General features: G+C 56.5%; 25 protein-coding genes. 11 read left to right on the top strand and 14 right to left on the bottom strand.

From position 1 onward, the window contains the following. Positions 1 to 12: 12 nt before the first annotated feature. From infC to cobA, 7 genes are all read right to left on the bottom strand, one after another. Positions 13 to 474: a translation initiation factor IF-3 gene (gene infC / locus GOW93_RS01465; protein ID WP_438826220.1), complete on the bottom strand. Its 462-nt coding sequence runs from the start codon at positions 472 to 474 to the stop codon at positions 13 to 15. A gap of 246 nt (positions 475 to 720) precedes the next feature. Further along, on the bottom strand, positions 721 to 1,554 hold the full coding sequence (locus GOW93_RS01460) for a ferredoxin--NADP reductase (protein WP_170381771.1): 834 nt from the start codon (positions 1,552 to 1,554) through the stop codon (positions 721 to 723). 107 nt (positions 1,555 to 1,661) lie between these two features. Next, on the bottom strand, positions 1,662 to 2,069 hold the full coding sequence (locus GOW93_RS01455; protein ID WP_170381289.1) for a DUF934 domain-containing protein: 408 nt from the start codon (positions 2,067 to 2,069) through the stop codon (positions 1,662 to 1,664). Then, positions 2,066 to 2,827, bottom strand: coding sequence for a phosphoadenylyl-sulfate reductase (locus tag GOW93_RS01450; RefSeq protein WP_170381288.1), 762 nt, complete (start codon positions 2,825 to 2,827; stop codon positions 2,066 to 2,068). The genes GOW93_RS01455 and GOW93_RS01450 overlap by 4 nt, the downstream gene beginning before the upstream one ends. Beyond that, entirely contained in the window at positions 2,817 to 4,481 is a 1,665-nt protein-coding gene (locus tag GOW93_RS01445) for a nitrite/sulfite reductase (RefSeq protein WP_170381287.1), read from the bottom strand. The genes GOW93_RS01450 and GOW93_RS01445 overlap by 11 nt, the downstream gene beginning before the upstream one ends. A gap of 66 nt (positions 4,482 to 4,547) precedes the next feature. Further along, the gene (locus GOW93_RS01440) at positions 4,548 to 4,862 is read right to left on the bottom strand and encodes a DUF2849 domain-containing protein (protein ID WP_170381286.1); all 315 of its coding nucleotides are present in this window, start codon (positions 4,860 to 4,862) and stop codon (positions 4,548 to 4,550) included. Then, positions 4,862 to 5,638, bottom strand: coding sequence for a uroporphyrinogen-III C-methyltransferase (gene cobA, locus GOW93_RS01435; RefSeq protein WP_170381285.1), 777 nt, complete (start codon positions 5,636 to 5,638; stop codon positions 4,862 to 4,864). Before cobA ends, GOW93_RS01440 begins: the two co-directional genes overlap by 1 nt. 140 nt (positions 5,639 to 5,778) lie before the next feature. Here cobA and GOW93_RS01430 point away from each other — a divergent pair, with 140 nt between their 5' ends. After that, positions 5,779 to 6,258 carry an Lrp/AsnC family transcriptional regulator gene (locus tag GOW93_RS01430; protein ID WP_170381284.1) on the top strand — a complete coding sequence of 160 codons (480 nt, stop codon included), beginning with the start codon at positions 5,779 to 5,781 and terminating at the stop codon, positions 6,256 to 6,258. Positions 6,259 to 6,264: 6 nt separating this feature from the next. Here the strand turns inward: GOW93_RS01430 and GOW93_RS01425 are convergent, their stop codons facing one another. After that, complete coding sequence (locus GOW93_RS01425) at positions 6,265 to 7,437, bottom strand: cytochrome P450 (RefSeq protein WP_170381769.1); 1,173 nt, start codon at positions 7,435 to 7,437, stop codon at positions 6,265 to 6,267. Positions 7,438 to 7,484: 47 nt separating this feature from the next. Between GOW93_RS01425 and GOW93_RS01420 the strand changes: the two genes are divergently transcribed. The 6 genes from GOW93_RS01420 (at position 7,485) to GOW93_RS01395 (ending at position 14,458) form a co-directional block, all read left to right on the top strand. Next, positions 7,485 to 9,215 carry a sensor histidine kinase gene (locus tag GOW93_RS01420; protein ID WP_170381283.1) on the top strand — a complete coding sequence of 577 codons (1,731 nt, stop codon included), beginning with the start codon at positions 7,485 to 7,487 and terminating at the stop codon, positions 9,213 to 9,215. Then, positions 9,212 to 10,441, top strand: coding sequence for a sigma-54-dependent transcriptional regulator (locus GOW93_RS01415; RefSeq protein ID WP_170381282.1), 1,230 nt, complete (start codon positions 9,212 to 9,214; stop codon positions 10,439 to 10,441). Before GOW93_RS01420 ends, GOW93_RS01415 begins: the two co-directional genes overlap by 4 nt. A 371-nt stretch (positions 10,442 to 10,812) precedes the next feature. Then, the gene (locus GOW93_RS01410) at positions 10,813 to 11,814 is read left to right on the top strand and encodes a DctP family TRAP transporter solute-binding subunit (protein ID WP_170381281.1); all 1,002 of its coding nucleotides are present in this window, start codon (positions 10,813 to 10,815) and stop codon (positions 11,812 to 11,814) included. Between the two features lie 116 nt (positions 11,815 to 11,930). Continuing rightward, on the top strand, positions 11,931 to 12,608 hold the full coding sequence (locus tag GOW93_RS01405) for a TRAP transporter small permease (protein WP_170381280.1): 678 nt from the start codon (positions 11,931 to 11,933) through the stop codon (positions 12,606 to 12,608). Then, complete coding sequence (locus tag GOW93_RS01400) at positions 12,608 to 13,984, top strand: TRAP transporter large permease (protein ID WP_170381279.1); 1,377 nt, start codon at positions 12,608 to 12,610, stop codon at positions 13,982 to 13,984. Before GOW93_RS01405 ends, GOW93_RS01400 begins: the two co-directional genes overlap by 1 nt. A gap of 162 nt (positions 13,985 to 14,146) precedes the next feature. Beyond that, a complete protein-coding gene (locus GOW93_RS01395; RefSeq protein WP_170381278.1) occupies positions 14,147 to 14,458 on the top strand; it encodes a DMT family transporter in 312 nt (103 codons plus the stop codon). 8 nt (positions 14,459 to 14,466) lie between these two features. On the opposite strand, the gene tpiA is transcribed toward GOW93_RS01395, so the two are convergent. Together tpiA and GOW93_RS01385 are read right to left on the bottom strand one after the other, a co-directional pair. Further along, positions 14,467 to 15,216, bottom strand: a complete 750-nt coding sequence (gene tpiA, locus GOW93_RS01390; protein WP_170381277.1) for a triose-phosphate isomerase — start codon at positions 15,214 to 15,216, stop codon at positions 14,467 to 14,469. 111 nt (positions 15,217 to 15,327) lie between these two features. Then, positions 15,328 to 15,693 carry a HesB/IscA family protein gene (locus tag GOW93_RS01385; RefSeq protein ID WP_170381276.1) on the bottom strand — a complete coding sequence of 122 codons (366 nt, stop codon included), beginning with the start codon at positions 15,691 to 15,693 and terminating at the stop codon, positions 15,328 to 15,330. 179 nt (positions 15,694 to 15,872) lie between these two features. Here GOW93_RS01385 and GOW93_RS01380 point away from each other — a divergent pair, with 179 nt between their 5' ends. Then, positions 15,873 to 16,202, top strand: coding sequence for a hypothetical protein (locus GOW93_RS01380; RefSeq protein ID WP_170381275.1), 330 nt, complete (start codon positions 15,873 to 15,875; stop codon positions 16,200 to 16,202). 223 nt (positions 16,203 to 16,425) lie between these two features. On the opposite strand, the gene GOW93_RS01375 is transcribed toward GOW93_RS01380, so the two are convergent. From GOW93_RS01375 to GOW93_RS01365, 3 genes are all read right to left on the bottom strand, one after another. After that, on the bottom strand, positions 16,426 to 16,788 hold the full coding sequence (locus GOW93_RS01375) for an SUF system Fe-S cluster assembly protein (RefSeq protein WP_170381274.1): 363 nt from the start codon (positions 16,786 to 16,788) through the stop codon (positions 16,426 to 16,428). A 95-nt stretch (positions 16,789 to 16,883) separates the two neighbouring features. Next, a complete protein-coding gene (locus GOW93_RS01370; protein WP_170381273.1) occupies positions 16,884 to 17,162 on the bottom strand; it encodes an NfeD family protein in 279 nt (92 codons plus the stop codon). Then, positions 17,162 to 18,052 (bottom strand): SPFH domain-containing protein, encoded by an 891-nt coding sequence (locus GOW93_RS01365; protein ID WP_170381272.1) that lies wholly within the window; start codon positions 18,050 to 18,052, stop codon positions 17,162 to 17,164. Before GOW93_RS01365 ends, GOW93_RS01370 begins: the two co-directional genes overlap by 1 nt. 175 nt (positions 18,053 to 18,227) lie before the next feature. Between GOW93_RS01365 and GOW93_RS01360 the strand changes: the two genes are divergently transcribed. Both GOW93_RS01360 and tgt read left to right on the top strand, forming a co-directional pair. After that, positions 18,228 to 19,139, top strand: coding sequence for a nucleoside hydrolase (locus tag GOW93_RS01360; RefSeq protein ID WP_170381271.1), 912 nt, complete (start codon positions 18,228 to 18,230; stop codon positions 19,137 to 19,139). A gap of 64 nt (positions 19,140 to 19,203) precedes the next feature. Next, positions 19,204 to 20,334, top strand: a complete 1,131-nt coding sequence (gene tgt, locus GOW93_RS01355) for a tRNA guanosine(34) transglycosylase Tgt (protein WP_170381270.1) — start codon at positions 19,204 to 19,206, stop codon at positions 20,332 to 20,334. Here the strand turns inward: tgt and GOW93_RS01350 are convergent. Then, entirely contained in the window at positions 20,331 to 21,197 is an 867-nt protein-coding gene (locus GOW93_RS01350; protein WP_170381269.1) for a hypothetical protein, read from the bottom strand. The two genes, tgt and GOW93_RS01350, sit on opposite strands and share 4 nt — an antisense overlap. A gap of 340 nt (positions 21,198 to 21,537) precedes the next feature. Here GOW93_RS01350 and lon point away from each other — a divergent pair, with 340 nt between their 5' ends. Further along, entirely contained in the window at positions 21,538 to 23,946 is a 2,409-nt protein-coding gene (gene lon / locus GOW93_RS01345; RefSeq protein ID WP_170381268.1) for an endopeptidase La, read from the top strand. Positions 23,947 to 24,006 lie beyond the last annotated feature (60 nt).

Here is a 24,006-nt window from a genome sequence, read left to right as displayed (position 1 = left end):
TCAGTCAGAACCTTATTTCTGTGGCAGAGGCCCGATCATCATGATCATCTGACGGCCTTCCATCTTGGGCATATTCTCGACCTTGCCCAGATCCTTGATGTCTTCGGCCACACGTTCCAGCAGCTCGCGGCCCAGGTTTTGGTGTGCCATTTCACGGCCTCGGAAACGCAGGGTGACTTTGACCTTGTCGCCCTTTTCCAGAAACTTGAAGACGTTCTTCATCTTGACGTCATAGTCATGAGTGTCGGTGTTGGGCCGGAACTTGACCTCTTTCACCTCAATGACTTTTTGCTTCTTGCGGGCTTCGCTCTCACGCTTTTGCTGTTCGTATTTGAACTTGCCAAAATCCATGATCTTACAGACCGGAGGGTTCGCGTTTGGCGAAATCTCGACGAGGTCAAGGCCGGCATCTGCGGCTAGTTGCATGGCTTTGGCGGGATGAACCACCCCGACATTTTCACCATCAGCGCCAATCAGGCGAATTTCGGGGGCACGGATTTTTTCATTGACGCGCGGTCCGGTGTCTCTCTGCGGCGGCGCGTTGTGGGGTCTGCGGGCTATGGGTTCATTCCTTTGATGATTGCAGAATTTCGAGCCCGAAATCTAGACCGCCCCGCGCCTTGATTCAAGCGCCATCCGCGTCGAAAAGGCTGAAATTCACAGGTTTTGCAGCGGGTTTATGCGCGGGCCACTGTCATTTCAGCGGCCCGCACGAAAGGATCAGCCTACAAAGGCCTTTTCGATCACGAATTCCTTGGGCTCCGAGTTCGCACCTTCACGCAGACCGAATTCTTCAAGGATTGCCTTGATATCCAGATTGAAGGCTAGCGAACCGCAGACCATCGCGCGGTCGGTTTCAGGCTTGATGCCACCTTCGATGCCTAGATCGGCAAACACGGTGCCGTCCTTCAGCAGGTTCGTGATGCGGCCCATTTTGGGGCTCTCTTCCCGTGTGGTGGTCGGGTAATAGCGAATCTTGTCAGCAAAACCTTCGCCCATCAGTTCGGCCAGCATTTCGTCCTGGCGGATGCTTTCGATCAACTGACGACCGTATTCAAGTTCGGCCACTTCACGGCAGGTGTGGGTGATGATGACCTCATCGTAATCCTCATAGGTCTGAGGCTCACGCAGCAGTGAGGCGAACGGCGCAAAACCGGTGCCAGTGGCAAAGAACCACAGGCGCTTGCCGGGCAGCAGCGCGTCATGGACCAGTGTGCCGACGGGCTTGGGCCGCAGGATGATCTGGTCACCTGCCTTGATGTGCTGCAGCTTCGAGGTTAGCGGACCGTCCTGCACCTTGATCGAATAGAACTCCAGCTCTTCGTCCCAGGACGGCGAGGCAATTGAATAGGCGCGCAGCAGCGGTTTGCCGTTGTCGCCCAGCAGGCCGATCATCACGAATTCGCCCGAGCGGAACCGCAGCGAGGCAGGGCGCGACACCTTGAACGAGAACAGGCTGTCGGTCCAGTGTTTGACATCTGTTACGGTCTGCGCATCCGGCAGAACGGGGGCCTTCACGGCGGTTGCTTCGGTCACGGGCTTCATCTCTGTCATCGTTTCACTGCCGGTGGGGTAAACCGACATCTCCGTTTAATCTTTGATCCAAGTCAGGAAAAGGGGACAGATTGCCCCCTTCCGCTCACAAGCTGGCTATGCGGGTCTCAGCCGCGCAGGCGGGCCTGGTAATTGTTGTCTTTCCAGTTGGCACGGGCCAACCATTGGTCTTCCGGCTGCCGGGCGGCCAGTGCGTGGTCGATCTCGACCTCGTCAAAACCGCTGCGGCGGGCCATAGCGTATTGGTCGGCCAGCACGTGACCCTTGGCGCGCAGGCGACCGGTATAGCCTTTCAAGCGCAGAACGCGGGCAATGGTAAAGCCGCGGCCATCCGCCGAAGACGGGAAGTCCACGCGCACCATCCTTGCGTTGCCCAAACGGTCAATCAGGTCATCCGGGTCAGTGTCCGAGGCCACATCCAGCGCGACCACATCATTGGCCGCGTCTTCCAGCGTGACAAAGCCGTCGGTCCAGTCGTCGGGGGCGAACCCCTCATCCGATACGATTACGTTCATGTTTTCTCTCCGGCGCGCACCATCTTGCCATCGACAAAATGGATGCCGCATTCTTCTTTGTTCTGATCGCGCCAGCGTCCGGCGCGGGGGTCTTCGCCTTCTTTGACCGGCGAGGTGCAGGGTGCACAGCCAATCGAAGGGTATCCTTTGGCCACCAGCGGGTGCCGGGGCAGGTTGTTTTCTTCCATATAGGCGCGCACATCTTCGGGCGCCCAATGGGCCAGCGGGTTGACCTTGATCCGGCCCGTGCCGTCCTCTACCTCGAAGAAATCGAGCGCCGCGCGAGTGCCCGACTGGAACCGCTTGCGTCCAGTAATCCAGCCGCAATAGCCTGTCAAAGCCTGCTGCAGCGGGAAGGTTTTACGCAGATTGCAGCACGCATCCGTGTCCCGTAAACGCAGCGCACCATAAGGGTCCTCACGTTGCACGTCCTCATCCTCGGCATGGATGATATGGACGTTTTTTAACCCCAGACGCTCGCTGACCTCCTGCTGGTATTCCAGGGTTTCGGTGAACAGCATCTGCGTGTCCACGAACAACACCGGGGTCATCTTGTCGACGACCGCCGCCATGTGCAGCAACACTACCGATTCCGCACCGAAGCTTGAGACCAGAGCAAGCTTGTCGACCTCTTCGATGGCACCATGCATGACATCATGCGCACTGTGGTGCCGGAACTGGGCGTTCAGCGCTTCGACCCTTTCGGTCAGTGCGCTTCGGTCTTTACCCAGTTCCGTTTGGATCAGGTCAAGCGGCATTGGCCTGCGCCTCGGGGTAGAGCGCCGCCTTGAACGGCGCCATGCCTACCCGACGATAGGTCTGCAGGAATGTTTCCTCGTTGCTTTCGCGTTGCTCAAGATACGTGTCGACGATGCGCTCAACGGCTGGCACGATCTCATCGTAGGCAAAACCCGGACCGGTGCGATCGCCAATGGTCGCGGTCTCGGTTCCGTCACCACCCAGAGTAATCTGGTAGTTTTCGACGCCAGCGCGATCCAGACCAAGGATGCCGATGTGACCCACGTGGTGGTGACCACATGCGTTGATGCAGCCCGAGATCTTGATCTTCAGGTGGCCGATATCATGCTCAAGCTTCAGGTCGTCGAAACGTGTCGCGATTTCCTGCGCAACCGGAATTGCGCGGGCGGTTGCCAGTGCGCAGTAGTCCATGCCAGGGCAGGCGATGATGTCGCTGATCAGGCCGATATTGGCGGTCGCCAATTCGTATTCCTTCAGCTTCGCGTGGATTGCGGGCAGGTCCGACTTGTGGACATGCGGCAGGATCACGTTCTGCTCATGGCTGATACGCAGCTCGTCATAGGCGAACTCTTCGGCCAGATCGGCCATCACGCGCATTTGCTCAGCAGTTGCATCGCCCGGCGTCGCGCCGTGTTTCTTGATCGAGATCGTGACGATCGCGTGGTCCGCATTCTTGTGCGGCGCGATGTTGGTGTCGACCCACGAGCGGAAGACAGGATCGTTGGTATAGGCGCTTTCGAACGAGGCAACCGAGCCCTCACGGAAAGCCGGGGCAGCGAAGTGGCCTTTGATCTCTTCCAGCAGGTTCATGTCGGCGCCTTTGAACTGCGGGCGAACCTGCAGGAAGCGCTCGTTGACCTTGGCGCGGATGGTGTCGATGCCGTTCTCGTGGACGGTGATCTTGATGCGCGCCTTATACTTGTTGTCGCGGCGGCCGATCTGGTTCCACACGGAAACAGTGGCTTCGAGGTAAGCCAGCAGGTCGTCAAAGGCGACGAATTCCGAGAGCTCTTTGCCGATCATCGGTGTACGGCCCAAACCGCCGCCCACGATAACACGGGCACCCAGAACGCCGTCGCGCTCGACCAGCTGCAGGCCGATGTCATGCGCCTTGATCACGGCGCGGTCATTTTCCGAGCCGGTGATGGCGATCTTGAACTTACGCGGCATGAATTGGAACTCCGGGTGGTCGGTCGACCACTGGCGCAGCAGTTCGGCATAGGGGCGGGGATCAGCGATCTCATCCGCGGCGGCACCGGCGAAATGGTCGGCGGTCACGTTGCGGATGGTGTTACCGCTGGTCTGGATGGCGTGCATGCCAACCTCGGCCAGCGCGTCCAGCATGTCCGGCACATCGTTCAGCTTGGGCCAGTTGTACTGGATGTTCTGGCGGGTGGTGAAATGCCCATAACCCTTGTCCCACTTCTCGGCCAGCAGTGCCAGTTGGCGCATCTGTGCGCTGGACAGCGTACCATAGGGGATAGCAACCCGCAGCATGTATGCGTGTAGCTGCAGGTACAGGCCGTTCATCAGGCGGAACGGTTTGAATTCGTCTTCGGTCAGCGAGCCGTCGATGCGGCGCTCAACCTGCGCGCGGAACTGCGCGTTACGTTCTGCCAAAAATGCTGTGTCGAACTCGGAGTAGCGATACATGATTAGCTGTCCTTAATTGCAGCCCCGAAACCTGGGGGCCTTGTAGGGGAGAGAGAGGGCCAGATATCAGGCCCGGGGCTGCGTTGCTGTTTCCTGTTTGCCGTGGGCATAGTTGGACGGTCCGGTGCGGCGGAAGTCCTCTCGGAAATGGGTGGGTTCGGGGCCGTTCGCGCCTGCTACGGCATCGGCGAGATAGGCGCCGACAATTTTGTTGGCCTGACGGGTGGCATCCAGCAGACGGACCTGAGCGTGGGCCTCATCCGTGATCAGCTCGGCCTCGGACAGGTCACGCGACCAGCGGTCGTCTTCGGTCAGATAGATAACGTCGCCTTCCAACAGATCGTTGGCGGTGACCACTTTGGGTGTAAAAGCGCGGGCCATCAGGCGTGCTCCTTCTTGAATTCGGTCAGGGCCTGGGCCGCTTGGCGCGGGGCGAGGCCATAAAAGGTCAGGGTGGGGCCGTCCATTTCGGCGGCGTTCAAATCGGTGGGCAGCTGGTCCAGCGTGGTGGCCAGAATGCGTTGATCGGGGCGCGACGCGTTTTCGATCAGTGTGACCGGCGTTTCGCGGTCAGCGCCGTGCATAATCAGGCGGCCCTGAATGAAACGGGCGGATTTCTTGCCCATATAGATTGCGGCCACAGAGCCGGAGCGCGCCAGCGCGGTCCAGTCGTGATCGGCGAAACCTTTCATGTCGTGACCGGTGAGGAACCGCACGGACGAGTTGCGGCCGCGGCGGGTCAGGCTTTGACCGATTCCTGCAACGGCAGCAGAGGCCGCCGTAATGCCCGGTACGATCTGCCATGAGATACCTGCGGCCTCGACCGCTTCGATCTCTTCATCCAGGCGACCAAACACAGTCGGATCACCCGATTTCAGGCGTACGACGTGGTGGCCCTTGACTGCGTAGTCGACCAGCAGCGCGTCGATGTCTTCCTGTTTCCAAGAGGGACCAAAGCCTGCCTTACCGACGTCAACCAGAACGGCGGACTTGCCCGCCAGCTCCAGAACCTCGGCGCTGATCAGGCGGTCATGCAGCACGACGTCAGCACGCGCGAAGGCGTTCACCGCCTTGAGCGTCAGCAATTCCGGATCGCCCGGACCCGCGCCGACAAAGTCGACGTGTCCTGTGCCATCATATGAATGCGTAAGCTGCATGTTCGTTCCGCTTGGTTTGACTTGACCTGCAATATAGGAAATATTCCCTGTATTGCGCTATATGGGCGTGTAAATAAGAACAAATGTTTGGTCAGCGCCTCTGTGCGGGACTTTTGTTTCGAAACAAAGGAAAAATTGGAATGTCAGTGCGAATTGATGACACGGATCGGAAAATTCTGGTCGAGCTACAGCGCGACGCCAGCCAATCGCTGGACGAAATAGCAGCCCGTGTTGGCAGTTCCAAGACCCCGGTCTGGAATCGAATCCGCAAGCTGAAAGGGGCCGGAGTCATCGGTCAGCAGACTGTTTTGCTGGATGCCGAAGCACTGGGATTCGAAGCCACTTTTTTTGTTCTGATTCGAACCTCTGAACACGAGGCGGAATGGCAGCGTAAGTTCCTAAAAGCGTTGCGCGACCGCCCCGAAGTGCAAGAGGCGCACCGGCTGGCGGGCGACATCGACTATATCCTCAAGGTTCGGGTCAAAAATGCACGGGCCTATGACGTGTTCTACCAGACCCTGATTTCAGAGGTGCGTGTGCATAACGTGACCGCATTGCTGTCGATGGAGGAGATCAAGTCCACCACCATGCTGCCGCTGAATGCGCTGATCGAAAACTGAGGCTTCTCAGGTCTGAACCATCAAGCGGGTCAGCCCGTGAAAGTGGTAGGTGTTTGAGTATTCCGGTTCGGCGGTCAGGCGCAGGTTCGGGCACCGAGCGAATAACGCCACCAACGCAATGCGCATCTCTAGCCGTGCCAGTGGGGCCCCGACGCAGAAATGCAGACCACCTCCGAAACTGGTGTTAGTGACAATCGGGCGAGTCGGATCAAAGCGGTTCGGCTCGCTCCAAACCGCAGGATCGCGGTTCGCCGCACCTAGCAGCAAGGCAACCTCATCCCCCCGTTTGAAACTGTGGCCAAAGGCTTCGACCTCTTCATAGGCGTAGCGCGTGAACATATGCAGCGGTGGGTCATAGCGCAGGACTTCCTCGACCAGCCCATCCGTTCTCTGGTTGCATGGGTTGATACCCAGTTTCAGCAGCGTTTTCACCCCATTTCCAAGAGAATGAACCGTTGCCTCGTGGCCAGCATTCAGCAGCAAGATACAGGTGGCCACCAGTTCATCGCGTGAAAGTTTTTCGCCATCTTCTTCTGCAGCGATCAGGCGGGTGATCAGGTCGTCTCGGGGATCGGTTCTGCGTTTTTCGATGTACTCACTCAGGAACGCAGTGAAACCCTCGGCGGCTTTGGCGGCTGCGTCCTCGGTCTTGTGCGTGCGGCTGGCCTGATACATCGCCACCATCGCATGAGACCAGCGCAGTAGATCAGGCGACATTTCTTCGGGCACACCCAGAAGGCGGCAGATGGTGATCACCGGCACCCGCGTGCAAAAGGCATCCAACAGATCAAATGGAGTATCGGGAAATCGGTCGATCAAGGCGTGGCTGAGCTCGTGAACTGACGATTCAAGTGCCGCAATCGCGCGTGACGTGAAGGCTCGCATCACCAGCGCGCGCAGACGGGTGTGGCGTGGTGGTTCCGCCTCAAGCAACGAATGCGCCTCGATATTCAACCACGGGAGCAGATGCGCGGGGCCGGGCCTTTGCATCTCGGCGGGAACTTCTCGGCCAAAGCGTCTGTCTTTTAGCAGCGCCTGTACAGCACGGTGCGAGACCGCTGTGACCTTCTTGTAGTCATTCCAGTAGACAAGGTCCCCGTATGTGCGGGCCGTGTCATAGAAGGCATAAGGATTTTGCACGAAACCCGGTTCCACCGGGGATTGGATTACGGTCTTCATGCGAGGCAGACTTGCCATGAGGCGCGTCGAATGCAAGACCCTATGTCATGCAACGGATTTGGATGATCCTTGGATTTCTGTTTGCCGTCGGGCTGTTGTCCGCCGGGGTTTGGTCTTATGGCTATCGACAGGCACTGTCGCAGCTTAGCGAAAAGGCCGAGGCCGATCTTGAACTGGCTGCCGATAGGCTTAGCACCCAGATGCAGGTGTATCAGGAATTGGCTGTGCTTATGGCCACCCACCCCACCTTGCGCACATTGGATAGCCCGGCCCGGCAACAGGCGGCGCAAGCGGTTTTGTTGGATGTGACTGACAAGACGGCTGCGGTGAACATGATGTATCTGGATCGTCGCGGACAGGTTCTGACCTCGGCCCAACCCGTGGCGCAAAAGGATATGGCGGATCACCCGGCATTTCGGCGGGCCTTGCAGGGGGCTTTGGGTAACGCGCATGGTGCGCTGGATAGCGGAGAGCGGACTTATTCTTACGCGGCACCTGCATTTGATTCCACGGGGCGCGTTGAGGGCGCGCTGATGGTTGTGGCTGATGTGCAGGATGTGGAGCAGACTTGGCGTGGCAGTACCGAGGCGGTGTTTTTCATCGACGGGGACGGGGTAGTCTTTATCTCGAACCGGTCTGACCTTCTGTTCTGGCAAAGAGCCGAAGGGCAGCAGGGCTTGCAACCACCAGACGGAGGCCCCGTCGATTTCGCGACGACCATGGTTGGCGGGCATGAGCTATGGACGCTGAACTGGGGCCGCTATCTTCCGCAACGCGCGCTGCACCTGATGCTGGACCTTCCGGTGATCGACATGACGGCAGAGGTGCTGGTTGATGTCGCCCCAGCCCAGCGTTTGGCTGGGTTGCAGGCGGCAACCGTCGCAGCGATCTGTTTGGCGTTCGGAGCGCTGCTGTTTCTGGCGACTGAACGGCGGCGAACCTTGGCCGAAACAAACGTGATTTTGGAAAGCCGCGTTACAGAGCGTACGCGCGCCTTGACGGTCGCCAACACGGCCCTGCGACGCGAGGTGCGTGAAAGACAAGAGGCCGAGACCGCACTGAAACACGCGCAGGAAGAACTAATACAGGCCGGCAAGCTTAGCGCTTTGGGTCAGATGTCAGCGGGGATCAGTCATGAATTGAATCAACCCCTGATGGCGATACGGCAATTCGCGGATAATGGCGCGGCGTTTCTGACAAAGGGGCGTTCAGAAAAGGCCTCAGAAAATCTGAGTCGCATTTCGGACATGGCCTCTCGGATGGCGCGTATCATCAAGAATCTTCGCGCCTTCGCGCGCAATGAAAGCGAACCGATGGGCAAGGTTGATTTGGTGCAGGTGATCAACACAGCCGTGGAACTAACCGATGCGCGTTTGCGTGCTGAAGGTGTTAAGTTGCATTGGCAGCCCTCGGACGGGCCAGTTTTCGCTTGGGGTGGAGAGGTACGGTTGGTGCAGGTCTTTGTGAACCTGATCAACAATGCTGCTGACGCGATGAGCCAGCAAGACGATCGGCTTATTCGCATTGAAGTCGACAGCGAAGAGCCGCTTTCTGTCACTGTACACGACATCGGACCCGGCATTGAGAATACCGAGAAGCTGTTCGAACCCTTCTACTCCACCAAGGCGGTAGGGTCGTCCGAGGGGATGGGTCTTGGTCTGTCAATCTCGTATGGTTTGGTCCAAAGTTTTGGTGGCAATATCCGCGGGGCAAATACGCAAACAGGGGCGGTGTTCACTGTCGAGCTTGAAGCGTATCGGGAAGATGAAGTGGCATGACGCGTAAAGTTCTTTTGGTTGATGACGACGCCGCCGTGCGTGAGGCGCTGGCGCAAACGCTGGAACTTGCGGATTATCTTCCCGTGTCGGCTGGTTCTTTCGTGGCGGCGAAAGATCACATTCGCGCGGATTTTCCCGGTGTGATCGTATCTGATATTCGAATGCCGGGCCGTGATGGGTTTCATCTGCTGACCTATGCGCTTGAGATCGACCCGGATTTGCCAGTCATTCTATTGACCGGTGAAGGGGATATTCCGATGGCGGTGCGGGCCATGGGGCAGGGCGCATTTGATTTTCTTGAAAAACCATGTGCAGCCGCTGATCTTTTGGATGTTTTGAGCAAGGCTTTTGCCGTGCGCACTCAGGTTTTGGAAGAGCGCGCGCTTAAGCATGAGTTGGAGCGTGGAGATCCGGCTGCTCGGTTACTGTTCGGTTTGTCTCCTCAGGCAGAAGCATTGCGAGAGCGGGTTCGGACCGTTGCGCCCACTGGGGCTGAGGTTCTGGTGACCGGGCCAGCAGGTAGTGGGATATCCAAGGTGGCCGAGGTTGTGCATCTGATGTCACCGCAGGGGCAGGGGCCGTTTGTAAAAAGGCCATCATCGGGTTTGACGCCGGACGCGCTGGTTCAGATTTGCGAGGACGCAGCCGGTGGATCACTGTTTCTGGATGAGATTTCAGCCATGCCTGAAGCCACGCAATATGCCGCGCTGGAATTGGTTGAGCAGGGAACAGGCGCGCGTATCCTTGCGGGAACAACGGCGGATCTTGCGGATCTGTCATCCGACGGGCGATTTCTGGCGGACTTGTTCTATCGGTTGGACGTAATGCGTGTGCGTATTCCGTCACTGGCTGAGCGCCCCGAGGATATTCCGGTAATTTTTCGACACAATGTGGCTCAGGCAGCTGAGCAAGCGGGCATCGCAGAACCCGAGATTTCCTCGGAACATTTGGCGGCTCTGATGGCCGCCGACTGGCCGGGGAATGCGCGGTCTTTGATGTCGGCCGCGATGCGGTTCGTGCTTGGTATGCCGGAAGAAGTGGCGCAGGCCACCGATCTGGGGCTGAGCGAGCAGATGGCGCGGGTGGAGCGTTCATTGCTGGTCGCGGCGTTGGGGCGGCACAATGGAAAGGCTTCGGATGCGGCTAAGGCTTTGAAGCTGCCGCGCAAGACGTTTTACGACAAGCTAGCCCGGTATCAGATACGCCCCGAGGATTACCGAAGATAGAGCGAGAGGCTCCCGCCTCCTGAAATCGCATTGTCATGCACTTTTAGCAGTTGGGCGGGGCAGCCCGCTGACGCAAGCTGCGGTTAGCGCAGTTTTTCAGCTCGTGATTCTGCCAAGATGATTCGCCGGAAGTGCGAATTTCCGCACAACAACTGATATGGCCGTGCGGAATTTCGCACACTACATGTAAAGGCACAAAATGAGCCTATTGAAGGCATGTTTTAATTATCTGTTATATAATCAAAATCTCAGAAAAAACACGAATCGTAACAAACCGTTGAGCCGTGCCCGTTGATTCGGTTCACTTCCAGTATACGGCGCTTGAAGGGGTGCCGAGTTGAAGATTTAGAAAGTCTGGGAGGAAAAGACTGATGAAGTTCCTGACAACGGCTGCAACAGCCATGGCACTGACCGTAACAGCGACCGCAGGCATGGCGGCCTGTGATGATGGCGAGATCGTCGTGAAGTTCGCTCATGTTACGAATACCGACAAACACCCCAAGGGCATCGCAGCATCCCTGCTGGAGCAGCGCGTCAATGACGAGATGAATGGCGTGATGTGCGTGGAAGTCTATCCGAACTCCACCCTGTATAACGATGACAAGGTGCTTGAGGCGATGCTGCAAGGTGACGTGCAACTGGCCGCGCCTTCGCTGTCAAAGTTTGAAAAATTCACCAAGCAATTCCGTCTGTTCGACCTGCCATTCATGTTCAAGAACATCGATGCTGTGGACGCATTCCAAGCCTCGGCCGAAGGTCAGGCGATGAAGGACAGTATGCAGCGTCGTGGACTGCAGGGGTTGGCCTTCTGGCACAACGGCATGAAACAGATGTCGGCCAACAAGCCGCTGGTTGACCCTTCGGATGCCAATGGCCTGAAGTTCCGTGTTCAGTCCTCGGACGTGCTGGTTGCGCAGATGGAAGCCATCGGTGGCAGCCCCCAGAAGATGGCGTTCTCGGAAGTGTATGGCGCGCTGCAGCAGGGTGTTGTGGACGGTCAGGAAAACACCTGGTCGAACATCTACGGCAAGAAGTTCTTTGAAGTGCAGGACGGCATCACCGAGACCAACCACGGCATCATCGACTATCTGGTTGTGACCTCGGTCGACTGGCTGGATAGCCTGGATCCGGAAGTGCGTGATCAGTTCATGACTATTCTGGACGAAGTCACCGCAACCCGGAACAAAGAAGCCTTTACGGTGAACGAAGCGGCCAAAGCCTCGATCACTGATGCAGGCGGCATCATTCGTGAACTAAGCCCTGAACAACGTCAGGCTTGGGTTGATGCGATGAAGCCCGTCTGGGATCAGTTCGCAGGTGACGTGGGTCAAGATAAGATCGACGCAGCGCAGGCCATCAACGCCGGGTTCTGATCCCGGTTCAGGCCGCGCGTCCCAGGACTGGGGAGTTGGAGGGACGCGCTGGTCGGGCGGGCCATATCAGGCCCGCCACCTATTCACTCTCATCACAAAAATGCGGGGACAGAAAGATGTCTGGTGCGAAACCCGGCCAAGGCGGGCTGGTCGACCATATCGAAGAAACCCTGATCGCGTTGCTACTGGGCCTGATGACGGCCGTAACCTTTGCCAACGTGATTGCGCGGTTCGTATTTAACTCCAACATTCTGTGGGCGCTTGAGCTGACAGTGTTCACTTTTGGCTGGCTGGTACTGCTGGGTGCGTCTTATGCCGTGAAAAAGCACGCGCATCTGGGTGTGGATGCTATCCTGAACATGCTGGCCCCAGCACCGCGCCGGATACTGGCGTTGATCGCTGTGGCATGCTGTCTGCTATTCTCGCTGCTGCTGTTGAAGGGCGCCTATGACTATTGGGCTGTGTTCGCGGATTTGCCGCCCACGTCGGGCCGCTGGTTCCCGACCGGCTTCAATGTCGATGCCCGTAGCCAGAGCTTTTACGAAGTTGATGACATCCCCATGGTCGCACCTCTGCGGTTCCTGGAAGACATGATCAACTACGGCGAAGCCTATGAAAAGCTGCCAAAGGTCGTTCCTTATTTCATCTTGCCACTGTCGATGCTGTTGCTGGTGATCCGTTTTTCTCAGGTCGCAGTTCAGATCTGGCGCGGCGAAACGGATCGTCTTGTCGCCAGTCATGAGGTTGAGGATGAGATCGAAGAAGTGCGCGCTCAGCAGGGGGAGCATGACTGATGGACGTAATTCTTCTATTCTCAATGGTCATTGGCCTGCTGCTGATCGGTGTTCCGATTGCGGTGGCGCTTGGCCTCAGCTCAACCCTGTTCTTGCTGATTTATTCCGACAGTTCGCTGGCTTCGGTCGCGGGGACGCTGTTCGAGGCGTTTGAGGGGCACTTTACCCTGCTGGCGATCCCGTTCTTCATCCTCGCGTCGTCCTTCATGACGACAGGCGGCGTCGCGCGGCGGATCATCCGGTTCTCGATTGCCTGTGTCGGTCATTTGCCCGGTGGTCTGGCGATCGCGGGTGTGTTTGCCTGTATGCTGTTCGCAGCGCTTTCCGGCTCGTCTCCGGCAACTGTGGTGGCTATCGGCTCGATTGTGATCGCGGGGATGCGGCAGGTCGGCTATTCCAAGGAATTCGCCGCAGGTGTGATCTGTAACGCCGGTACGCTGGGCATCCTGATCCCGCCTTCCATTGTGATGGTCGTGTACGCTGCGGCTGTTGAAGTCTCGGTTGGGCGCATGTTCCTGGCGGGCGTCATTCCGGGCCTGATGGCGGGTCTGATGTTGATGATCACCATCTACGTCATGGCCAAGGTCAAGAACCTGCCGAAAGGTGAGTGGAAAGGTTGGGGCGAAGTCTTCACCTCGGCACGAGAGGCCGGTTGGGGTCTGTTCCTGATCGTCATTATCCTGGGCGGTATCTACGGCGGAATCTTCACGCCGACCGAGGCCGCTGCGGTTGCTGCCGTCTATGCGTTCTTAATCGCCAGCTTTGTCTACAAGGACATGGGGCCGCTCAGCACAGAAGAGGGCACGGCCAACTTGCCGCTTCTGAAAAAGCCCTATGCTTTGGTCACTGCTTTCTTCCATCCGGACACCAAGCATACTCTGTTCGAGGCCGGTAAGCTGACAGTTACGTTGCTGTTCGTCATCGCCAACGCGCTGATCCTGAAGCATGTACTGACGGACGAGCAGGTGCCGCAACATATCGCCAGCGCCATGCTGTCTGCGGGGCTGGGGCCGGTGACGTTCCTGATTGTGGTCAACGTGATCCTGCTGATTGGTGGTCAGTTCATGGAGCCATCGGGCCTACTGGTGATCGTGGCACCTCTGGTATTCCCGATTGCGATCGAACTGGGCATCGACCCGATCCATCTGGGCATCATCATGGTGGTCAACATGGAGATCGGGATGATCACACCTCCGGTCGGGTTGAACCTGTTCGTGACTTCGGGCGTGGCTGGCATGCCAATGATGAGCGTGGTGAAGGCGGCGCTGCCGTTCCTGGCTGTGCTGTTCGTTTTCTTGATCATGGTTACGTACATACCGTGGATTTCGACCTTCCTGCCGAACACCTTCATGGGGCCAGAGATCATAACGAACTAGCGATAGTAAGTTTTCGCTTGGGCCGGGCAGCGCAATCTGCCCGGCCTTTTTGTCTGTGGGCCACTTGAATATATGCCTTGCAATCCCACATCGGAGGCAGAGGACGACCTCCCCAAAACGGGTAATTTTTCGGGACGACCCGAAAATACATGAGGTGTCCTTATGCCTTGGATATATCTGCTGTTTGCTGGCTTGCTGGAAGTTGTTTGGGCGGTTGCCATGAAGCAATCCGCTGGTTTCACACGGCTTTGGCCGACCGCCATCATGGGCGTGTCAATGATTGGCTCATTCGGGTTGTTGGCGCTGGCGATGCGCACGCTGCCTCTGGGAACTGCCTATGTCATCTGGACCGGCATCGGTGCGGTAGGCGCGTTTCTGGTTGGAGTTATGCTGTTGGGGGAAACAGTGAACGCCGCGCGCGTAATCGCGGCGATTTTGATTGTGACCGGTATGGTGACGATGAAACTGGCCTGAGCTTAAGCTCAGGCCTTTTGCAGGGCGTCGATGATGCCCGAGAAATCCTGTGCCTTAAGACTGGCGCCGCCCACCAACGCACCATCCACATTTGAGACGCCGAAGATATCTTTGGCGTTGGATGGCTTGACTGACCCACCATAAAGCAGGCGTACAGACCGGCCGACGCCTTCGCCAAACCGGCGTTCCAGCCGGGCGCGGATGAAGTCGTGAACCTCTCCAATTTCATTCAGCGTGGGGACTTTGCCAGTGCCGATGGCCCAGATGGGTTCATAAGCGACGATCAGGTTCTCACCGGTCGATTGATCCGGGATCGATCCGGACAACTGCCCGCCGATGATGTCCAGCGTATTTGCAGCTTCGCGTTGTTCCAGACTTTCGCCAACGCAAATGATTGCCTTTAGCCCGGCATCCATGGCCACGCGCGCCTTGGCACGAACGTCTTTGTTCTGCTCGCCGTGATCTTCGCGGCGTTCGGAATGGCCCAGAATCACAGCGTTCGCTCCGGCGTCGACCAACATGTCCGCGCTGATGTCACCAGTATGTGCGCCCGAGGTCGCTGCGTGGCAATTTTGTCCACCTACTGAAATATCGGTATCACGCACGGCCTCTGCCGCGCGGTGCAGCAGCGTTGCTGGTGGGCAGATCAGAACATCTATGGACGGTGACGGGTGCGCTCGGGCCAGCGCCTCCAACTCGCTCAGCGCCGCCGTGGTTCCGTTCATCTTCCAATTACCAGCCGCCAGCTTGCGCCGCATGTCCCGATCTCCTTGAAATTCGTATTTGCTAGAACGGGATAACACCGCCAGTCCGGACTGACAATTCCGGTTGCAGGCAGGACTGAAAACGGGAGGATTGCGGGTAAGGGATTACGTCTTGGCAGAGAGGCCTTCGTCGAACTTGATCGACTCACCGCATCCACAAGCGTCAACCACATTCGGGTTGCGGAATTTGAAGCCCGCCTCCAGCAAGGAGACCTCATAGTCAATCTCGGTCCCAAACAGGAACATTTGCGCCATAGGCGCGATCATTATACGCGCGCCATCCTGTTCGACGACTTCGTCGTTGGGGTCGGGCTGTTCGACATAGTCCATTGTGTATTCCATGCCAGCGCAGCCGCCTTTCTTAACGCCAATCCGCAGGCCGGCGTGACCACCTGATTTCATCAGGCGGGCAATCTGCTCTGCCGCTTTGGGCGTCATGGTCACGGCTTGTTTGCCGGGAATGCCGAACATTGTGATCTCCGTTGTCGCGCGTGAGTATTAATCTAGTGTCGACAGAGCGATGGCTCAAGACATAGCAGCCATGCTTACCTAACATTTCGCGCTTACGGTGAATGTTCTTGCCTTTTGAAATTTGCTGACTTTAGCTGATCACACTCAATCTTGGGCGAAAAATTAATTGATGAGGTAACATGGCTAAGCGTAATTTGTTGCTTGTTAACATAATGTTGGCGTCTGTTCTTTCAGCGCTCTCAACGGCCGCGGCATCTGCCGACACCGCACAAAAAACACATCCAATCAATTGCGCCACAGCCGAGGGCGATTTGCGGGCGATTGCAGCCGAAAAGAAACATGCTCAGGACCAGCAGCTAGAAAGCGTGGTGGCGCTGACACCTGCAGGGGCGCTATTGGGAATGGTAACCGGAACCGAAAACAAAAGATTGACCATGTTATCAGGTGATTACGTGAAGGCGTTGGATAAAAGGGCAGCAGAAATCAAATCTACCTGCGGTGTGCAATAACCAGCCTGTTTGCACAAAAAAAGACCGCCCTCGGGCAAGAGCGGTCTCATATTTGGGTCGTCAGGCCGGAGTTTATGGGGTTACAAGCTTTTCCAGCCTGTGCTGGGCCAGAAAGGATACAAGCGCAAGCACGCGAGCACTGTCTGCAATCTTGGTAACGGTTTTTAGAAACCTCAGTGACATAAAGATAAACTTTTTATGACAGAGGATTGTCGAGGAAAACTTACATAAACCCAAGCTCAAGACGCGCTTCGTCTGACATCATCTCCATGCCCCAGGGCGGTTCCCAAGTCAGTTCTACATCCACTTCCTTAACGCCTGCGACAGGCTCGACAGCTTCGACGATCCAGCCGGGCATTTCACCTGCAACAGGACATCCCGGAGCAGTCAGAGTCATAATAATCTTGACCGCGTTTTCGGCGTTGATGTCGATGGTGTAGATCAAACCCAGATCGTAGATATTCACGGGAATCTCAGGGTCAAACACCGCGCGGCAGGCTTCCACAACAGTGTCATAAAGGGGGTGCTCGATGCTTGAAGGTGCAATCAGCGGTGAGCCCTCAAATTGTTCACTCGGATGAGTCATTCGTGCCTCGGGTTTGTTACCTGAGCATTTATATAGGGAAAGCCAGTGGCGGCGTCCAGAGGCGCAATGACGCCCCAGAGGGGCGCCAGTGAAGTTTAGTCGTTGATGTCGTGCCGGAAGGTTTTGACTTGACCATGAGGCAGGGCGAAAACCCGACGCAAAATCAACCACGAGATCAGCGACAAAGCCGCGAAGATTAGCAGCAGAACTGGCAGAGAAGGCGCGACACCGGGAATAACCAGCATCAATCCGGTGACGGCAGCCCCAATCGCAAAGCCCAGAAAGATGAAGCCTGGCAGCACGATTTCGAGGATTCCGAGGGCAAGCGCTCCGGCTAGCCAAATCCACCAGGTCAGCCAGAAGGGATCAGCCATTACTTTCCTCCTTTCAGCATTTTGAACGCATCTCCGAAAGCTTCCAGCGCGTTGGCGGGAACGACGATGGTTTGCGAACCGGTACCGTTACCCAGCGCGTTCAGTGCCTCGACCTGTTTCAGGGCAACCTGATATTGCGCGGCCTCAATACCATTATCCTGAATGGCCTTGGCAACCACGCCGGTTGCATAGGCTTCGGCCTCGGCCTGAATGCGGCGTGCCTTGGCGGTTTGCTCGGCAGCGTACAGCTCGGCATCGGCGTTCAATTCGACGGCACGTTTTTGACCTTCGGCCTCTGTCACCTGGGCACGACGGGCGCGTTCGGCGTTCAACTGCTGAAGCATCGCGTCACGTGTGGCCTGATCCAAGTTCACGTCCAGAATTTCCGCGCGGGTCACTTCAATACCCCAGTCGTCCACGGCGGTTTCTACGCTTTCCTGAATGCGGGTAATCAGTTGAGCACGGTTGGATTGAACTTCATCCAAATCCATTTTACCGATTTCCGCTCGCACAATACCGGCCACAGTTGTTGCAATAGCACCGTCTACATCGCGAATACGATACACTGTCTTTTCCGGTTCAAGAATGCGGTAAAAGACCGAGGTGTCGATTTGCACCAGAACGTTGTCCTTGGTAATCGCGTCTTGTGTCGCGTTGGGCAGCTGACGTTCCAGAATGGATATCTTATGGCGTGCAACATCTAGAAACGGAACAATAAAGTTGATTCCGGGGCCAAGCACCGAATGCAGGCGCCCAAACCGTTCGACCACGTATTTTTCGGATTGGGGGACGATCTTCACACCCTTAAATATGACGGTGATGATTAAAACAGCCGCCAGCACGTAAATAATGTTCGACGTTAGCAATCCAATAATCTGGTCTTCGGTCATATCTGTCCTCTTTTATTGTGTACGACGGTATACATATGGGTATCGAGTCGCCGAAATTCAACACTGGTATGAAGGGGTTGGGTTGGAAAGCAAATCTTAGAAGCGTTGGACGAAGGGCGGAATTTTCCGATTGTGACCGCTTTGCATCCTGCAATGTTTGCGATATCGGATCGGCATGAAACTTATCATCGACACTGATCCCGGCATCGACGATGCCATGGCAATTGCCTACGCCGCCGCAGCACCTGAGATCGACCTGATCGGGCTGACCACTGTGTTTGGAAACACGCATGTACGTCAGTCCAGTCGAAACGCGCGGTTCTTGCTGCACAAGCTGGGCGTGGATGCGCCAGTGGCTGAAGGTGCTGCCTTTGCAACGGGGCAAGATACCCACGCACCGTCTGAACATGTCCACGGGCCTGAAGGTTTCGGCGATATCACCGACATTCCTGAGATTGGGGCAAATCATTCGCTGTCGGCTGCTGAGTTTCTGGTGGACATGGCGCGTCAGCATAAAGGAGAGCTTGTAGTTTGCGCGGTTGGCCCTCTGACCAACATTGCGCAGGCGATGCGTCTGGATCCCGCGTTTTCGGCCAACATCAAGCGTCTGGTGATAATGGGCGGTGCGGTCTACTGCCCGGGCAACGTCACACCGCACGCCGAAGCAAATATCTATCATGATGCCAATGCGGCGGATGAGGTTTTTGCGGCACCACCAGAAACGGTTTTGGTCGGTTTGGATGTGACGCTAAAAACCCTTTATGAAACAGCAGACTTTGAGGCGTTGGCCGATCAGTCATTGGATATGGGCGGATTTCTTCGAGATATCTCTCGGTTCTATTTGAAATTCTACAAGGAAATCGGCGGGCTTGAGGGCTGCGGCCTCCATGATTCAACTGCGGTGATTGCCTGCACCCATGAGCCGATGTTTGACATGGTTGAAACCGGATTGCAGGTTTTGACCGCAGGCTCAGAGATCGGAGCGACGCGCCCTGATCCGTCCCGACCGGCGGTTCGTGTGTGTAGGGACGTGGACGGGGCGGGGGTTGTGCGACTGTTTACCGAACGCGTTGCTTCGCTGCCTTGACGGGTTGCAATGGCGCGGCAGATCAGGCACATCCCACCCGGTTCAGCGACCCCGAGGCGACCCCATGACCGAACGTTTTTCCTTTGACCTTAAGGCCACTGATGGCAAAGCCCGTACCGGAGTGATCAACACGCCGCGCGGTGAGGTGAGGACTCCTGCGTTCATGCCGGTGGGGACGGCGGCGACAGTCAAGGCAATGATGCCCGAAAGCGTCCGTGCGACCGGGGCTGACATCCTGCTGGGCAACACCTATCACCTGATGCTGCGCCCAACGGCGGAACGGATCGACCGGTTAGGCGGCCTGCACAAATTCATGAACTGGGAACGCCCCATTCTAACGGACTCGGGCGGGTTTCAGGTGATGTCGCTGGCCGGGCTGCGAAAGCTGACTGAAAAGGGTGTGACGTTCAAATCCCATGTCGACGGTTCCAAGCATGAGCTGACACCGGAGCGGTCGATGGAGATTCAGCGGTTGCTGGGCTCGGATATCGTCATGTGTTTCGACGAATGCCCAGCCTTGCCTGCGGACCGCGATCGCATTGCCGAGTCGATGCGTCTTTCGATGCGATGGGCCGAACGGTCGCGCGAAGCTTTCGGGGACCGTCCGGGCCACGCGCTGTTTGGCATCATGCAGGGCGGGTTGGAGCAGGACCTGCGCGAGGAAAGTGCCGAAGCACTGAAGGCCATCGGGTTCGAAGGATATGCCGTTGGCGGTCTGGCCGTGGGCGAGGGGCAGGAGGCTATGTTTGGTTGCCTCGATTACGCGCCTGACTTCCTGCCGGCCGACAAGCCGCGTTATCTGATGGGGGTTGGAAAACCAGATGATATCGTTGGTGCGGTAGCGCGTGGCATTGACATGATGGATTGTGTTTTGCCCTCACGCTCGGGCCGCACCGGGCAAGTGTTCACCCGCTATGGCGTTGTGAACATCAAAAACGCCCGCCACGCTGATGATCCACGGCCACTGGATGAAAACTGTTCATGCCCCGCCTGTTCGAATTATTCACGGGCTTATTTGCATCATGTGTTCCGGTCCAACGAAATGATCTCGGGCATGCTGCTGACGTGGCACAACCTGCACTATTTCCAGGAAATCATGCAGGGTATGCGCGATGCTATTTCGGTAGGTGCGTTTGACGCATGGCAGGCGCAGTTTCACGCGCAGCGGGCGCAGGGCGATATAGATCTTCTTTAACCGCGAAGCATTTGTCGACCTTGCAACGATCCGTCTCGCCGCCCGGAAAAGCGGCGTTTCATGCTGTGAACAGTGTCGCGAAAGTCGTTGGACAAATACAGAAAAAGCCGCTTTCCGATAGGCACGTCAATCAGTTGGCGTGTGTATTCCACTTGGCACTTTGTTCCAGTTGGCGTGATCTTGACCTCAACAATCTGATTTGGGTCCGAACAGCCTGGCAGAGAGCGGGTGCTGAACCGAAACTCTGAAAAGGGTTGTGCGTATTCGATGAAAACTTTCTGCGTCATGTTCTCGAGGTCCCCGCGACGAGGGAGTGTCATGACAAAACTTGCTTTGCTGCCATTTGGAGGCGGAAGAAACTGGGTGTTCGGCCAATAATACCGATCTGGATTTTCGGGGTTCGGGAAAAAAGCGTTCCAGATGTCCTCGGGGTCTCCGGTTAAATGGAAAGTCTTTGTGTGCTTTTTCATGTGTTTTTTCATAATTCCACCGAACCATGAACCGTACACCGCGAGATAAGTTAGGATGCTTAGGGCACCCAATGCTATGCAATCCACCCATCCGGGAATGGAGTCTGCCGGTAAAAGGGCGCGCATTGGGGTGAAGACCAGCATTAAAACAATCAAAGACACTAACCAGATCTCCATCAACGGAAGCATAAAGGTTGCTAAAAGCGAAAATACTATGATGGGCGTGCCTATGCAGATCGCGATCGTGATAATGTATGCGAGCGGAGCAAGTGGTCCCCGGACGTCTTCTGGCCACTCACCGTAACCAAGCAAAGTAGCTAGGTAAAAAAAGACTGATAGGAGAATACAGCAAAGAAAGAAGCGTCGGTACTGTAAGAAGATACGGGTTAGCATGATGAACTCGGCTTGAATGAAAATCCTTTAATCACAGCAACTATTGGTTGATCGCGAAACGATCGTGACGTGTTTGTGGTCAAAATTTGGTAATGCACTGGAAGGAGACGGAAATTCGCGGCATTGAGTTCGCGCCTGAATTGTTTTTCAGGAAAATTGCCAAAGCTTGTGGTTTGTCGCCTTGCCCTTGCCGAACACAACAGTCATTCTGAACCTCGATACATGGCGGTAAGGTTGAAAAAGGGCGATGAGGCCCCACCTTTATCGTCCAAGACAGGAGATGGCCAAGAGTTGCCTCAAGCAGGGACCAGAGCCGTCTTGCCAACGATAAGGATTGAGCATGCAAGAGCCCCTTAATTCCTCATACCCCGTACTTCCGCTGCGCGATATCGTGGTATTTCCGCATATGATCGTGCCGTTGTTCGTGGGGCGGGAAAAATCCGTCCGCGCATTGGAAGAAGTGATGCAGGACGACAAGCAGATTTTGCTGTCCAGCCAGATTGATCCCGGTGATGATGACCCGGCGCAGGACGGAATTTACCGTTCTGGTGTTCTGGCCAACGTTCTGCAATTGCTGAAGCTGCCTGATGGCACCGTGAAGGTGCTGGTCGAGGGGCAGGCGCGTGTGCAGATCACTGAATTTCTTGAAAACGAAGAGTTTTTCGAGGCGCGCGCCGAATATCTGACCGAAATTCCGGGCGACGTAACCACGACCGAAGCGCTTCTGCGCACCGTCGCGGATGAGTTTGAGCGTTATGCCAAAGTGCGCAAGAACATCCCCGAGGAAGCCTTGAACGCGGTTGGTGAGACCACGGAGCCTGCCAAGCTGGCTGATCTGGTGTCGGGTCATCTGGGTATCGAAGTCGAGCAAAAGCAGGAATTGCTGGAAACCCTCAGCGTCAGCGAGCGGCTTGAGAAAGTCTATGGCCTGATGCAGGGCGAGATGTCGGTTCTGCAGGTCGAGAAAAAGATCAAGACCCGCGTCAAGTCCCAGATGGAGAAAACCCAACGCGAGTACTATCTGAATGAGCAGATGAAAGCTATTCAGAAGGAGCTTGGCGATGGTGAGGACGGTAGCAACGAAGTCGCTGAGCTGGAAGCCAAAATCGCTGAAACCAAGCTGTCGAAAGAGGCGCTTGAAAAGGCCGAAGGTGAGCTGAAGAAGCTTCGGAACATGTCGCCCATGTCGGCTGAGGCGACCGTTGTGCGCAACTATCTGGATTGGATTCTATCGCTGCCGTGGGGCACCAAATCCCGCGTCAAAAAGGATCTGGGTCGGGCGCAGGAAATTCTGGATGACGACCACTATGGCCTTGAGAAGGTCAAGGAGCGGATCGTTGAATATCTGGCCGTTCAGCAGCGGTCGAAAAAGCTGAAAGGCCCGATCTTGTGCCTTGTTGGCCCTCCGGGTGTGGGTAAAACCTCGCTGGGTAAGTCGGTTGCCAAAGCCACGGGGCGCGAGTTCATTCGCATCTCGTTGGGTGGTGTGCGCGACGAATCCGAGATCCGGGGCCACCGTCGGACCTATATCGGCTCGATGCCCGGCAAGATCATTCAGGCGCTGAAAAAGGCGAAAACCACGAACCCTCTCATCCTGCTCGACGAGATCGACAAGATGGGTCAGGACTTCCGTGGTGATCCAGCCTCGGCGATGCTTGAAGTGCTCGACCCGGAACAGAACAGCACGTTCATGGACCACTATCTTGAGGTCGAATATGACCTGTCCAACGTGATGTTCCTGACCACGTCGAACAGCTACAACATGCCTGGGCCTTTGCTGGACCGGATGGAGATCATCCCGCTGGCCGGTTACACCGAAGAGGAAAAGAGCGAGATCGCCAAACAGCACCTGATCAGCAAGCAGGTCAAAAACCATGGTCTGAAAACCAAGGAGTTTGAACTGACCGACGAAGCGCTGCAAAAGATGATCCGCACCTATACCCGCGAGGCGGGCGTGCGGAACCTCGAACGCGAAATCGCCAAGGTGGCGCGGAAATCGCTGACCAAGATCATCAAGAAAGAGGCGGACTCGATCACCGTGACGCCGGACAATCTGGATGAGTTCCTTGGCGTGCCCAAGTTCCGTTACGGTCTGGCCGAACAGGACGATCAGGTCGGTGTTGTCACCGGTCTGGCGTGGACATCGGTCGGTGGCGACCTCCTGCACATCGAGGCGCTGAAACTGCCCGGCAAGGGGCGGATGAAGACCACGGGTAAGCTGGGTGATGTGATGAAGGAATCCATCGACGCGGCCTCGTCTTATGTGCGGTCAATCTCGCCTCAGATCGGGGTGAAGCCGCCGAAATTCGACACGCTGGATATCCACGTCCACGTGCCGGATGGGGCGACGCCCAAGGACGGCCCGAGTGCTGGTCTGGCGATGGTGACCTCGATTGTGTCCGTGCTGACCGGCATTCCGGTGCGCAAGGATATCGCGATGACTGGCGAGGTCTCATTGCGAGGAAATGCGATGCCGATCGGTGGGCTTAAGGAAAAACTGCTTGCGGCGCTTCGCGGTGGGATCAAAACAGTTCTGATCCCGGAAGAAAACGAGAAGGACTTGGCAGATATTCCGGATAACGTGAAAGAAGGGCTAGAGATCATTCCGGTCAAACATGTGTCGGAAGTTCTGGAACATTCTCTTGTGCGCAAGCCTGAGGCCATTGAGTGGGACGAAGCGGCAGAAGAAGCTGCTGCGGCGGCTGCTAAGGCGTCAGAAGACGCTGTTCCTTCGGCAACAGCGCATTGATCTGAAATGGAAGAAGCGGGGCGACAGCCCCGTCATTCATCTATAAAAATCGCTGTCTTG

The sequence above is a fragment of the Ruegeria atlantica genome (assembly GCF_013032455.1).
Taxonomy (GTDB): domain Bacteria; phylum Pseudomonadota; class Alphaproteobacteria; order Rhodobacterales; family Rhodobacteraceae; genus Ruegeria; species Ruegeria atlantica_B.
Note: the sequence above shows the minus strand (reverse complement) of the source record. Positions and strands in the feature narration are given on the sequence as shown.